12 protein-coding genes and 1 other RNA gene are annotated in these 13,538 nt (G+C 33.0%); 2 read left to right on the top strand and 11 right to left on the bottom strand.

Translation table 11 applies throughout. The features are described from left to right. Nucleotides 1–21: 21 nt before the first annotated feature. The 6 genes from rarD to BJS11_RS08050 all read right to left on the bottom strand — a co-directional run bounded on the left by rarD (nt 22) and on the right by BJS11_RS08050 (nt 4,331). Nucleotides 22–927: an EamA family transporter RarD gene (rarD, locus tag BJS11_RS08075; protein ID WP_069996075.1), complete on the bottom strand. Its 906-nt coding sequence runs from the start codon at nt 925–927 to the stop codon at nt 22–24. 38 nt (nt 928–965) lie between these two features. Then, entirely contained in the window at nt 966–2,099 is a 1,134-nt protein-coding gene (locus BJS11_RS08070; protein WP_069996074.1) for a THUMP domain-containing class I SAM-dependent RNA methyltransferase, read from the bottom strand. Between the two features lie 165 nt (nt 2,100–2,264). Then, nucleotides 2,265–2,642: RNase P RNA component class B (gene rnpB, locus BJS11_RS08065), an RNA gene on the bottom strand. 418 nt (nt 2,643–3,060) lie between these two features. After that, nucleotides 3,061–3,417 carry a cell division regulator GpsB gene (gpsB, locus tag BJS11_RS08060; RefSeq protein ID WP_069996073.1) on the bottom strand — a complete coding sequence of 119 codons (357 nt, stop codon included), beginning with the start codon at nt 3,415–3,417 and terminating at the stop codon, nt 3,061–3,063. 12 nt (nt 3,418–3,429) lie between these two features. Continuing rightward, nucleotides 3,430–3,996: an SLOG family protein gene (locus tag BJS11_RS08055; RefSeq protein ID WP_069996072.1), complete on the bottom strand. Its 567-nt coding sequence runs from the start codon at nt 3,994–3,996 to the stop codon at nt 3,430–3,432. Beyond that, nucleotides 3,990–4,331, bottom strand: a complete 342-nt coding sequence (locus BJS11_RS08050; protein WP_069996071.1) for a DUF1798 family protein — start codon at nt 4,329–4,331, stop codon at nt 3,990–3,992. Before BJS11_RS08050 ends, BJS11_RS08055 begins: the two co-directional genes overlap by 7 nt. A gap of 251 nt (nt 4,332–4,582) precedes the next feature. Between BJS11_RS08050 and recU the strand changes: the two genes are divergently transcribed. Continuing rightward, entirely contained in the window at nt 4,583–5,209 is a 627-nt protein-coding gene (gene recU / locus BJS11_RS08045) for a Holliday junction resolvase RecU (RefSeq protein ID WP_069996070.1), read from the top strand. Next, a complete protein-coding gene (locus BJS11_RS08040; RefSeq protein ID WP_069996069.1) occupies nt 5,206–7,335 on the top strand; it encodes a transglycosylase domain-containing protein in 2,130 nt (709 codons plus the stop codon). Before recU ends, BJS11_RS08040 begins: the two co-directional genes overlap by 4 nt. A gap of 339 nt (nt 7,336–7,674) precedes the next feature. On the opposite strand, the gene BJS11_RS08035 is transcribed toward BJS11_RS08040, so the two are convergent. From BJS11_RS08035 to BJS11_RS08015, 5 genes are all read right to left on the bottom strand, one after another. Further along, nucleotides 7,675–8,004, bottom strand: a complete 330-nt coding sequence (locus BJS11_RS08035; RefSeq protein WP_069996079.1) for a YpoC family protein — start codon at nt 8,002–8,004, stop codon at nt 7,675–7,677. 6 nt (nt 8,005–8,010) lie between these two features. Further along, entirely contained in the window at nt 8,011–8,670 is a 660-nt protein-coding gene (nth, locus tag BJS11_RS08030; protein ID WP_069996068.1) for an endonuclease III, read from the bottom strand. Then, nucleotides 8,660–9,346 (bottom strand): DnaD domain-containing protein, encoded by a 687-nt coding sequence (locus BJS11_RS08025; RefSeq protein WP_069996067.1) that lies wholly within the window; start codon nt 9,344–9,346, stop codon nt 8,660–8,662. The genes nth and BJS11_RS08025 overlap by 11 nt, the downstream gene beginning before the upstream one ends. A gap of 97 nt (nt 9,347–9,443) precedes the next feature. After that, nucleotides 9,444–10,736 carry an asparagine--tRNA ligase gene (gene asnS, locus BJS11_RS08020; protein WP_069996066.1) on the bottom strand — a complete coding sequence of 431 codons (1,293 nt, stop codon included), beginning with the start codon at nt 10,734–10,736 and terminating at the stop codon, nt 9,444–9,446. An 85-nt stretch (nt 10,737–10,821) separates the two neighbouring features. Further along, nucleotides 10,822–13,530, bottom strand: a complete 2,709-nt coding sequence (locus BJS11_RS08015; RefSeq protein ID WP_069996065.1) for an ATP-dependent DNA helicase DinG, 3'-5' exoribonuclease type — start codon at nt 13,528–13,530, stop codon at nt 10,822–10,824. Nucleotides 13,531–13,538 lie beyond the last annotated feature (8 nt).

The following is a 13,538-nucleotide window of genomic DNA, read 5'->3' as shown; positions in this document are numbered from 1 at the left end:
TTAGAGGTTAAATTAAGGTGGTTATCTAATTACAGGGTTTTTATCTTTCTTGATTTTATAATACTGAGAAATACTATAAATGATAATTCCAATCCAAATAAATATAAATGTAATCAATTGGTCGATATCAAAAGGCTCTTTAAATAAGAATATTCCTAAAATAAACATAAGTGTAGGTCCGATATATTGTATAAATCCTGTCAATGATAATGGAATACGTCTTGCTCCAGCTGAAAATAATATTAATGGAATAGCAGTTACGATACCAGAGAAAATAAGCCAAAAAGAAGATAGATTTGCTCCAAATGACATGCCCCCACTGTGCCATATATACCAAAGATAGATAAAGCCAGCTGGTGCAGTAACAATACATTCAATAGTAATGCTACTAACTGCATCGATTGGAACCACTTTTTTAATTAAACCATAAATCCCAAAAGAGCCAGCAAGTAGTAAAGAAATTCCTGGGAAGACTCCAATTTTCACAGTCATATAAAGCACGCCAACTACAGCTAGAGCAATTGCAAGCCATTCAAGTTTATTAAAACGCTCTTTTAAAAATATGAACGCAAGTAAAATGCTGACTAAAGGATTAATATAATAACCTAAACTAGACTGTAATACGTGACCATTTGTTACGGCCCAAATAAAGGTTCCCCAATTTATAGTAATCACATATCCCGCTGCAATAATTGCAATTAATTGAATTGGATTTGCAAAAAGTTGGGTGACATCTCTTTTGAATGAAGATTTATATTTACTTGAGATAATGATTAGCAACATAAAAATCATTGATAAGACAATTCTAAAAGATAAGATTTCAAAAGCACCAATATTTTTAATTAAATCCCAATATATGGGTAAGATACCCCATAAAAAATATGCTCCAAATGCAAATATAATCCCTTTTTTAAATTCACTATTCACTTGTAACACCACTTTCCCTAATAAATCAAATGATTGTACTATTTACGTGGCTCTTTTTTGCCCCAGTATTGATAGTAAGTACATTCAATATAACCGTTAAATAATTTTCTACGTTTAGTTGCTTTTTTATTAGCTAAAAATTCAAACTCTGTATTACTCGTTAAAATATATGTTGATAACTGTGGATGTTGTTGCATTAATTGTCCTATATAACGATACATTTCTTCTACTTTATCTCTGTCCCCAATACGTTCACCATATGGTGGGTTACCGATTAATGCAACTGGTGTTGCTTCTTCGATAGTCAACGTATTAACATCCTGGACGCTAAAGTGGATAATATCTGCTAATCCGACTTCTTCAGCATTCCTTTTAGCAATCTCAATCATTTCAGGATCAATATCAGACGCATAAATTTCAAGTTTACGATCATAATTTGCAGCTTGGTCAGCTTCATCTCTCATTTCATCATATAAACGGTCTGGCATAATATCCCATTGTTCAGAAACGAAATCGCGGTTGAAACCAGGAGCAATATTTTGAGCAATTAAACAAGCTTCTATTGCAATTGTGCCTGAACCACAAAATGGATCAACTAATGGTGTATCCCCTGTCCAATTGGCTAATCGAATTAAACTCGCTGCAAGCGTTTCTTTAATTGGTGCTTCACCTTGTGCAATTCTATAGCCACGTTTATTAAGACCGGATCCTGAAGTATCAATAGTTAGAAGTGCCTGATCTTTTAGGATTGCAACCTCAACTGGATATTTTGCGCCTGTTTCATTTAACCAACCACGAGATTGGTATGCATGACGTAAGCGTTCGACAATTGCCTTTTTTACGATTGCTTGGCAATCAGGAACACTATATAATGTGGATTTGACACTTCGACCTTGTACTGGGAAGTTACCATTTTCTTCGATGAGTGTTTCCCATGGTAATGCTTTCGTTTTTTCAAAAAGCTCATCAAATGTCGTTGCTTTGAATTGACCAACTACAATTTTAATTCTATCGGCTGTTCGTAACCACAAATTACATTTTACAATCGCAGTTTCATCACCATCAAAAAAGATTTTGCCATTTTCGACAGTTGTTTCGTAACCAAGTTCTTGTACTTCCTTAGCTACAACTGCTTCTAATCCCATTGGACATACAGCTAATAATTGATACATTGTTTTGCTCCTTCTTAATTAAAGATTTGTTTTTATTTTATCAAAAGTTATTTTAAATAGATATGACATCGACTTAGGTTTCATTGAATATTATCTGCCAATATCATCTTCACAACAATGAAAAAAGCTCTCCGATTTGGGAGAGCTTGGGTCTAGTGATGATATTTCTATAAGCCATGTTTTGTACCATTGTACTGCTAACGTGTACTAGAGACACTCGTACGCAGGTGGTAACCATCTGTCTACACACTTTTTATAATAGTGTGTCTTACTTATACGTTGAATTCCGCTAAATAAGTGCTCCTACCTAATTTGGATTGCTCACTCGAGGGGTTTACCGCGTTCCACCTTTTATATTTCTATAAAAGCTACGTCACTGTGGCACTTTCAAACTATTCTAACCATATCTAGAGACTTAGGTTATTTCATTGCCGTCAACTTAATGCCTTGACTTATTGTTTCATCAAGCACGAACACTACAATCATCTCAGATTGTGTGAGCATGGACTTTCCTCTATATCACTATAGCGATTACCCGAAACACCATCTTTAGAATTATATCATTAATCATGCAGCTAAACAAACAAAAAATTAATTAGTCTGATTAACTGCAAATATAACTCATACATATACAATTATTGTATGAACGAATACAATAATTGTATATGTATTTGGACTTATAAATTTCATATTACAAATAAGAGTGGGACAGAAATCCATTTCTCTAATAAAGATTTCGTAGTCCCACCCCGGCAAGGATGACTAGTGTTGAAATGTTTACCTGAGCTGAAGCTCAGGCATAAGTCTCACTAACTTAATAAATTAAAGCAGTGAGACTTTATATTTTCAATTCAGTCATCTATTGCCTAATTTGATAAGAGCCTGAGACATCTATTTATGTCCCAGGCTCTAATTATAGACATACATTTAATGTGATTCAAAATGTAGCATATAAGTACTTTTATTTTCCGAATACAGCTTTTTCTAAGTTAGATATTCTTTTTAAAATATCGACATTGTTATTGTTGTTGCCACTGTTCGCATTAGTTGAACTATGACTTGAAGAGAAGTTTTTATTTTCCTGTGGTCTCGATGTAGCAACACGTAGTCTTAACTCTTCAAGTTCTTTCTTTAACTTATTATTTTCTTCAGATAATTTTACGACTTCATTATCTAAATCTGCCATTTTTTGATAATCAGCTATAATATCATCTAAGAAGGCATCAACTTCTTCCCTTCTGTAACCACGAGTCATTGTTTTTTCAAAATCTTTTTCGTAAATATCTTTTGCTGATAATTTTAATGAAACTTCTGACATTTTTTCTCCACCTCATTCGAAACTTTGTTCTTGAGACCACTGTAAGTCGTTGATAAATTCGGTTAATTCATCAAACGTCACAATATCACAAGTATAATTTGTTTTTTCCATAAAATCAACTAACATCTGCTTAAAGAACTTAGGACTTGCTTCTTGCTCTTCATCATAAATTAAAAGCGTTAAATCCGTATGATCTAGCATAAATTGATCGGTCTGCTTAAATTGATGTGGGCCCTCATATGGTGTGTGAAATACGCTATCTACATAGTCGGCTTGTTGAGCAATAGCATGATATTTTGCTTGGTTTTGTTCATTCCACCTATCTATATGTCCATAAAAAGGTGTGATTACACCTAATTTAAGTTCTGGATAAGTTGATTTCAACTCTAAAACAGTTTCAGCTGTCCATAGTTCTATACCCAACTGTCCTTGTATCAATACCCACTCTAAGCCTTCTTCAATCAATTGTTCTAATTTATGAGAAATAAAAGTTTTTAAATAGGAAACTTCGGGGGCGTCATCTTTGAAAATGTTCAATTCAAACGACTTGTAACCAGTTACAAAAATAGTTTTTACCATAATAAGGACTCATTTCTTAGAATATAGCTTAAATCATATTGGACAGCTTTTAATTTTTCAGTAAATAATTTTCTGCTTGTTCTTTTAAAATGACATTCGACTGATAGAGATTCAATATTTGAAACTAGTAAATCAAATTTTTGCTTATTCATATAACTCAGTTGAAGAATCTGAGTTTCTAATGAACAAAATTTTGATAATTGATGATCGATTTGTTGTGTGAATGGGACAACATCTGAATAAAAATCATAGTCCGTGTCGGATGATTTGACGTATTCAAATTTTTGTTGCATCTCTGAAACATCATTTAAAAGCTGAGTTAATAGTTGTTGCATGAGGGTTCCCTCCTACATATCAAATTTACCATAAAAGGCAATTGCCGTCATTTTTAAAGTGTCGTCTAACATTTATGTTAGATATGTATTTTATTTTGTTTCAAATATTGTTTAATTGGGCAAAGCACGTTAAAATGAGTGTGATGTATTCATTAATGCATTGTTTTATATTTCGTAGTTTGGAAAAATTTGTAAAAGTCATGTATAATGAAACAAGTTTTTGATTACCAAACTAAAGTGGTGAAAAACAAATGAATTACCCAAATGGAAAACCATTTAACACAAATAAGTCTCAGGTCGGACGAACTCATAAGGGACAAACGCATAGAATTGATTATGGTGGCAGAGGTATGTCACTTGAAAATGATATCGAACAGTCGAATACGTATTATTTGAATCATGGTATGGCAGTAATACATAAAAAACCCACACCAGTTCAAATTGTGAATGTTCATTATCCTATGAGAAGTAAGGCAGTTATAAATGAGGCTTATTTCAGAACGCCGTCGACAACTGATTATAATGGTATTTATAACGGTCGTTATTTAGATTTTGAGGCGAAAGAAACTAAAAATAAAACTTCATTTCCATTAAATAATATGCATGAACATCAAGTAAAGCATATGGAAGCATGTTATCAACAACACGGCATTGTTTTTTTATTGATTCGCTTTAAAACACTCGATGAAGTGTACTTACTTCCCTATTCAAATTTTAAAAAATTCTGGGAAAGACACATTAAAGAGATTAAAAAGTCGATAACGGTTGAAGAAATGAGAAAAAATGGTTACTATATTCCTTATCAGTATCAACCACGATTGAATTACCTCAAAACAGTTGATAAGTTGATATTAGATGAAAGTGAGGACCGCGTATGACGGAAAAAAAGAAGACTTCCCAAGCGAAAAGCAATAATGGAAAGTCTGAACAAAAACAGAATAGGAATATAAAGCGAACGATAATTAAAATCTTTGGTTTTCTCATCATTGCATTTATCGTTCTAGCACTAATAGGTATTTTGTTATTTGCGTATTATGCATGGAAAGCTCCTGCATTTACGGAATCAAAATTACAAGACCCAATCCCAGCTAAGATTTATGATAAAGATGGTGATTTGGTTAAAACGCTAGATAATGGTCAACGTCGTGAACATGTCGATTTAAAAGACGTACCAAAAACAATGAGAGAAGCTGTATTAGCTACTGAAGATAATCGCTTCTATGATCACGGTGCGTTGGATTATAAACGTCTATTTGGTGCAGTTGCGAAGAACGTAACAGGTGGCTTTGGATCTCAAGGTGCATCTACATTAACACAACAAGTTGTTAAACGTTCATTCTTAACAGACCAGAAGTCAATTGCGCGTAAAGCACAAGAAGCATATCTATCATATAGATTAGAACAAGAGTACAGTAAAGATGAAATATTCGAAATGTACTTAAACAAAATCTATTATTCTGATGGTGTATATGGCGTAAAAGCCGCAGCTAAATATTACTTCGATAAAGATTTGAAGGACTTAAATTTAGCAGAATCTGCTTACCTTGCTGGTTTACCACAGGTTCCAAATACGTATAACATCTATGATCACCCTAAAGAAGCTGAATCTCGTAAAGATACTGTGCTTTATTTAATGGAATATCATAATAGAATTTCCAAAGCACAAAAAGAAGAGGCGCAAAAAACTTCATTAGAAGATAATTTAGTTCAACGTTCTTCTAAAGAGCGTGAAGTAAGTAAAGATAATTCAGGTGAAGAATATGATTCATATGTAAACTTTGTAAAATCTGAACTTATGAACAACAAAGCGTTTAAAAACGATGATTTAGGATCTGTTTTAAATAGCGGTATCAAGATTTATACAAATATGGATAAAGATGTTCAACAAACATTGCAAGATCGTGTGAATAATGGTAGCTATTATAAGAATGAAGATCAACAAGTTGGATCTTCAATTGTAGATAGTGAAAGTGGCGCCTTAGTCGCAATTTCTGGTGGTAGAAATTATAAAGACATCGTAGATAGAAACTTAGCTACAGATGTTCACCCTACCGGATCTTCATTAAAACCTTTCTTAGCGTATGGTCCAGCAATTGAGAATATGTCATGGGCAACTAATCATGCTATTCAAGATGAGTCAGCTTATCAAGTTGATGGTGTTACATTTAGAAACTATGATACGAAGAGTCATGGTACTGTAAAACTTTATGATGCTTTACGTCAAAGTTTCAATATTCCAGCACTTAAAGCTTGGGAATCTACAAGAGAATATGCTGGCAACGATGCACCGAAAGATTTTGCTGAAAATGTTGGATTAGATTATGACGGTGATATTGGACCTTCTGAAGTATTAGGTGGTTCAGCATCTGAATTCTCACCTACCCAATTAGCTTCAGCATTTGCTGCAATTGCTAATGGTGGTGAATACAACAATGCCCACTCTATTAAGAAAGTTGTTAAACAAGACGGCGAAACAATAGAGTATGATCACACAAGTAAAAAAGCTATGAAAGCTTCTACATCTTATATGTTAGCTGAAGTATTGAAAGGTACATTCGAAGCATATGGTTCTGCATATGGACATGGTGTTTCAGGTGTTAACCTTGCTGCTAAGACTGGTACAGGTACTTATGGTGAACAAACTTACCAACAATATGGCTTACCAGATAATGCGGCAAAAGATGTGTGGATTAATGGCTTTACACCGAAATACAGTATGTCTGTATGGATGGGCTTCAGTGAAGTTAAACAAGGTGGTGTTAATTCATTCGTCGGACATAGCGAACAAGAATATCCACAATATCTTTTAGAAGATGTAATGAGTAGTATTTCACCAAGAGATGGTCAAGACTTCTCTAAACCTGATTCGGTTTCTGGAAACTCTAAAGATAGTCTCTCAGTGAGTGGTCACCCAGATAACAATACAACAAGTAAGAGTCCACAAAATCAAGGTGGCGGAGATAGTTCTAGTGGCGCTAGTAGCCAACAAAGTTCATCTCGTTAATATTTAAAAGGTTTTAAATGCTGCATTTTACCCGGTATCCAGTAATGGATATCGGTTTTTTTGAGCCTGGGACACAAATAGATGCCTCAGGCTCTTCAAATTAAGCTAAGCAGTAGATGACTGAATTGAATCACTGCTTTAATTTATTAAGTTAGTGAGACTTATGCATGAGCTTCAGCTCAGGTAAACATTTTAACCTTAGTCATCCTTGCCGGGGTGGGACTACGAAATCTTTATTAGAGTAATGGATTTCTGTCCCACTCCCTTTTTTGCGCCCTTTCATATAAAAAAACTGAGAAGGCAAGATTTGCTTTCTCAGTTTCTAAAAGGAAATGGATATTAAAATTTATTTTTTTGCATAATTTGATAAGCAGCATTCATCTTAATGAGTTCAGTTTTAAGTGTTTTCATTTGACTGAATCCCATGAAATGATATTTACGTGCAACCATATATTCATATCGTTCTTCAAAATTCATAGGTACAACTGGATACGTTTCAAGCGCATTAAAATCTATCGTATCTATTTCATTGATTTGCTTAAAATATTGTTCGATTAATGAAAAATAATCATCTAGCAATTTTTTTGCTTCTTTGGTATTTAACTTTTTTGCCTTTGCATATTCATCAAGGTGCACTTCAATTCTTATAAAATCTTCTTTTACTATCATATTCATTTAAACCTCTTTTAACTTTGCTTTATATCGTTTCTGTCCTTCACGACAATCTTCGAATAAAGGGCATACATCACATTTTGGATTTCTAGCTAGACAGTGATAACGGCCGAAAAATATGAGTTGATGATGTGTTTTATTCCAGCGCTCTTTTGGAACGACGCGGCATAGCTTATCTTCAACTTGCCTAACATTATCTTTCCATCTACAAATCCCTAGTCGTTTAGAAATACGTTCGACATGTGTATCTACAGCTAAAGATGGTTCACCAAATGCAACGCTCATGACCACGTTAGCTGTTTTTCTACCTACACCTGCTAGGCTTTCCAATTCTGCATGTGTTTGCGGTATATGTCCATCAAATTTGTCTAAAAGAGATTGTGATAGCTTTTGTATATTTTTAGCCTTATTTCTATATAATCCAATAGTACGTATATCATTTTCGAGTTCTGAAAGATTAACATTCAAATAATCTTCAGGTGTTTTATATTTTTGAAATAACTTTTGGGTTAATTTATTAACTGAAATATCTGTAGTTTGTGCTGACAATAGAACGGCTATGGTTAATTCAAATGCATTATCGTGTTTCAATTCACATTCTGCATTTGGAAACATTTTGGCAATGACATCTACCATTTCTAATGCTTTCTTATTACTTATCATCTGGATTCTCCCCATTTAACCAGTCGAATTTTGGTACTTTTTTAATTGTATGTTTCATTTTTGGTTGATTAAATTGGCGACTAATTTTTTTAGAGTCATCAATCGTTTTCACGTTATTTTTTTTCCAATTCAATAAAATACGGTCCATATACTTGAAACTTAATTTGTTTTGGCTCATTGCCTCATCTAATGCTGCTTGAATAACGCTTAAATCATGTTTATCTATATCTAACCATTGATTAAGTGTTTCAATTTCAAAGGGTGATAGTGGCCGACCAAATGCTTGCTCAATTTTCTGAAATAAAGTATTGAAAGCCAATTCTGTATGTTGTTCATCTTGTTGTAGATCAATATTCTCTAAGATTTCACTTAATTTAATATAAAATTGATCAAGATTCATATATTCAGTAAACTTGCCTTCTTCGTCTTTATTAACTTTGAGCTCGAGTAAGTCATGTTGAATCAGGCTTTGAATAATTGTTGTAACGTCCCTCGAAGTTAGTGTCGTACCTTGTTGCAATGATTCTATCGTTGGCTGCTTATTGGAAATTTCAGAGGCATGTATGAGTTTAATTAATATGACTAATTCAGCTTCATTGATACCGAGTTGATTGTAATAATTCAATAATTCTTGTCGTATTACAACTGGTCGCATTTTTAGTTGCTTAAAATTCAATGTTAAACTCCCCTCTCTGTATGGTAAATAATGTGTTATAAAAACGTCCAGTCCTATATTTTAGACTGGACGTTTGATGAAATTGGTACTGTTAATATTATGGGTATAAACGATTTAAGAGACGTGGGAATGGCGCAGTTTCACGAACGTGTTCTACACCTGATAGCCATGCTACAGTTCTTTCTAATCCTAAGCCGAAACCACTGTGTGGCACACTACCATAACGGCGTAAGTCTAAATAATAACTATAGCTTTCAGCATCTAGTTCAAATTCGCCTAAACGTTGTTCTAATAAATCAAGGTCATTAATACGTTCAGAACCACCGATGATTTCACCATAACCTTCAGGTGCAATCAAGTCTGCACATAATACTGTGTCTTCATTTTCAGGATTTGGTTGCATATAGAATGGTTTAATCTTCGTTGGGTAGTTAGTAATAAATACTGGTAAGTCGTAATGATTAGCGATTGCTGTTTCGTGTGGTGCTCCGAAATCTTCGCCCCATTCAATATCATCAAAGCCTTGTTCTTTTAAGAATACTACTGCATCATCATAAGTAATGCGTGGGAATGGTGTTGATACCTTTTCAAGTTTAGTTGTATCTCTATCAAGCGCATTTAGTTCTAATTTACAGTTGTTTAAAACGGATTTTACAACATGAGTTACATATTGTTCTTGAACCTCTAAACTTTGTGCATGCTCACAAAATGCCATTTCTGGTTCAATCATCCAAAATTCGATTAAGTGACGGCGTGTCTTAGATTTTTCAGCACGGAAAGTAGGTCCAAATGAAAATACTCTACCATGAGCCATAGCAGCTGCTTCCATATAAAGTTGACCACTTTGAGATAAAAATGCATCTTGATCAAAGTATTTAGTATGGAATAATTCGCTTGTGCCTTCAGGAGCACTTGCTGTTAGGATTGGTGGATCAATTTTTGTGAATCCGTTATCGTTAAAGAATTCATATGTCGCACGAATGATTTCATTTCTTATTTTCATTACTGCGTGTTGCTTTTTAGAACGCAACCATAAATGACGGTGATCCATTAGGAATTCTGTTCCGTGATTTTTAGGTGTAATTGGATAATCATGCGCTTCTGAAATAATATCGATAGATTTAACTTGCATTTCGTAACCAATATCAGAACGATTATCTTCACTAATGATACCTGTAACGTAAAGTGATGATTCTTGAGTGATTTCTTTTGCTTTTTGGAATGTTTCCTCTGCAACTTCTGCTTTTGCAACAACACCTTGCATAAAGCCAGTACCATCTCTTAATTGCAAGAAAGCAATCTTACCACTTGAACGTTTGTTTGTTAACCAAGCACCTATTGTTACTTCTTGGCCAATATACTGTTTTGCTTGTTTTATCGTTATATTCATAACCAGTCTCCTATTTTATTGATGTCTTCTTTGCTTATCCTTATATATTTTAACAAAATACATATATAACTTCTAGTTGCATGTGCTATGTTTCTTTATTCTTAGTTTCGTCATTTTTAAGTTTTTTAAGAATTGAAGAAAATTGTTTGATATCTCCTTTATTTTGACGATAACTTTCCAATGATTGTTCAAAAAATTGTTTATAATTACTTCGGATAAGTCGATCATCAAAGGATACAATTATTCCCTTATCATTCTCACTACGTATCAATCGACCTAATCCTTGTCTAAAGCGTGTCACCGCATCAGGTAGTACGTAATCTTTAAATGTTGAACTGAATTCTGATTCCATAAGCCAATATTTAGTATTATTTTGATTCATAAATGGTAGTTTAGCAATCATGACACATTTAATCCCATTAGATTGAAAATCGAAACCTTCAAAAAATGTGCCTGTTCCTAGTAAAATAGCTTTATTAAAACTATTAAATTGCTGTACTATTTTGTAATTTTGATTTTGTTGTTGTGTTAATATCACATAATCTTCAAATTCAGGTAATTCATTGATTAATTCTTGAACCATATGCATCATTCTATAGCTTGTAAATAAAATAAGACACTTAGATTCAACGATAGAAACATATTCAATGACATAATTAACAATTGAAGTTACATAGTCGTTTATATTTTTATAATTATAAGATGCCACATCATTAGGGATAAACACTGTAGTTTGGTTTGGTGACATGACATGAGTATCAATTTCATAAGTATTAAAAGTGATATCTTTGTTAAACCATTGTTTGAAATTTTCAAAAGAATGATTAAACGTCAGCGTACCTGAAATAAATGTTAAGGATTTAAATTTATCCAATACTTGTTGCGTTAAAATTTCTTTAACATCATAATCTTTGACATTAAGTCTGATCGTTGATTTTTGATTAATATTTTTGATAGATAAATAACTAGTATGGTTATTTTTTAGGCTTTGTTCAATCTCTTTAAAACGATCATTAATGTATAAGAATTGTTTGCGCACAGATTTAATAGACTTATGACTCATTCCGTTGAAGAATTCTAATGTCATATTAAGTTTGTGAATCATCGCATGTAAATCATTTAAAATTGGCGTTGTGTCAAAATGGTAAACGAAATGTAGTTTGTGCACCTCATCATCTTGAACCTCAGACGATTGAATAATATTGAACATAGTAGTAAATAATTGTTCATTTAATTCATGTAATTCGTTCACTGTAGTTTTTAAACCAAAGACGTCGATTGGTGGTATATCTAATTTTTCCAGTATACGTTGTTGTTCGAGATGGTCAATGGATTTAAGTAGTTTTTCATTTTCAGTCTTACCAATTAACCCCAATTGATATTTAATATCTGAATAACTAAGTTCATTGGTTACTTGATTCAATGCATAGTCTGGCAAACGGTGTGCTTCGTCAATAATACAATCATCAAATAATTGATAAATTGCATTGTCATGTGCCGCACGAATGAGATGTGCGTGATTTGTGATACCGATTTGGATATTTTGTGCATTACGCTTAATGAAATTGAAATAGTTAATATCGTTGCGAACAGGGACATAAGTTTCTAACTTTTGTTCGAAATACATTTTTTGTCCGCCTTTTAAATCTAACTCCTGTATATCACCTGTATCTGTTTCTGTTACCCAAATCAGTAGTTGCATTTTCAAAATGCTCACTTCATAATTACTTGATTCCTCTTTTAAAATTTGACTGATTAAGCCTAAAGAGATGTAATCTTTTTTACTTTTAATTAGAGTGGCATTAATTTTAAAATCGAGCGCTTGTTTGAGTGCTGGAATATCTTTTTCCAGTAATTGATTTTGCAATAATTTAGTATTTGTTGAAATCATCACATGCTTGCCAGTTTCAATATTATACATGAGCGATGCTAGTAAATATGCAAATGATTTTCCACTGCCTAACGGTGCTTCAATCATTGCCTTCTCACTATGCATGAGTTGTTCTAATATGATTTCAGCTAAATAGAGTTGTTGTGGGCGAAACGTTAAATCAAGTGATTCAGTAACTTTGGTATATAAATCTTTTAAAGTGCCTTCAAAATTAACGGTAGGTGCTTTAAAATCAGTTTGTTTTTTATATATGATTTGTTCGAATTGGTCATAACAATCTTCTAACAATGCTTGGTCATGATTACGTACCATTTCAAAAATAATATCATGTAAATCATATTTAAGGTTTTTACTTAAGTAATAAAGTTGTTTAAGTGTATCTAAGGGTAAGGTTTCAAATTTTTTGAAAGCCATAATCATCAATTGTGCAGTTGTTGCTGCATCTTCATCAGCTCGGTGTGCATTATTTAAAACAATATCATGTGCTTCTGCGAGTTCGCTTAATTGATAACTTTTATCTGTGGGAAATGCTACTTTAAATAATTCAAGCGTATCCATTACCTTTTTAGGGCGATATTTGATATTGCAATTTTTAAATGATTTTTTTATGAAATTCAAATCAAAGGCAACGTTATGTGCAACAAAAATACAACCATCTATTTGTTTGTATATGTCTTCCGCAATTTCATGAAAATATGGTGCTTGTTGCAGCATATCTTCCTCTATTGATGTTAAGGCTTGAATAAAAGGAGGAATTTCTAGGTCGGTTTTAATCATTGAGTGATACGTACCTATAATTTTGTTCTCGCGGACAAACGTTATACCTATTTGAATAATTTCATCGTAATCTAGTTGATTACCAGTGGTTTCTAAATCCATCACTGCGTAACATGGTTTAGCCATTTGGATTC

It is taken from the genome of Staphylococcus caeli (genome assembly GCF_900097965.1).
GTDB classification, from domain to species: domain Bacteria; phylum Bacillota; class Bacilli; order Staphylococcales; family Staphylococcaceae; genus Staphylococcus; species Staphylococcus caeli.
Note: the sequence above shows the minus strand (reverse complement) of the source record. Positions and strands in the feature narration are given on the sequence as shown.

Bases quoted from the DNA above. Each gene is read 5' to 3' on its own strand.
- BJS11_RS08040 (WP_069996069.1), top strand. From the start codon at position 5,206: ATGACGGAAAAAAAGAAGACTTCCCAAGCGAAAAGCAATAATGGAAAG.
- gpsB (WP_069996073.1), bottom strand. From the start codon at position 3,417: ATGTCAGAAGTTTCATTAAAATTATCAGCAAAAGATATTTACGAAAAA.
- BJS11_RS08055 (WP_069996072.1), bottom strand. From the start codon at position 3,996: ATGGTAAAAACTATTTTTGTAACTGGTTACAAGTCGTTTGAATTGAAC.
- recU (WP_069996070.1), top strand. From the start codon at position 4,583: ATGAATTACCCAAATGGAAAACCATTTAACACAAATAAGTCTCAGGTC.
- asnS (WP_069996066.1), bottom strand. From the start codon at position 10,736: ATGAATATAACGATAAAACAAGCAAAACAGTATATTGGCCAAGAAGTA.
- BJS11_RS08015 (WP_069996065.1), bottom strand. From the start codon at position 13,530: ATGGCTAAACCATGTTACGCAGTGATGGATTTAGAAACCACTGGTAAT.
- BJS11_RS08050 (WP_069996071.1), bottom strand. From the start codon at position 4,331: ATGCAACAACTATTAACTCAGCTTTTAAATGATGTTTCAGAGATGCAA.
- BJS11_RS08070 (WP_069996074.1), bottom strand. From the start codon at position 2,099: ATGTATCAATTATTAGCTGTATGTCCAATGGGATTAGAAGCAGTTGTA.
- nth (WP_069996068.1), bottom strand. From the start codon at position 8,670: ATGATAAGTAATAAGAAAGCATTAGAAATGGTAGATGTCATTGCCAAA.
- BJS11_RS08035 (WP_069996079.1), bottom strand. From the start codon at position 8,004: ATGATAGTAAAAGAAGATTTTATAAGAATTGAAGTGCACCTTGATGAA.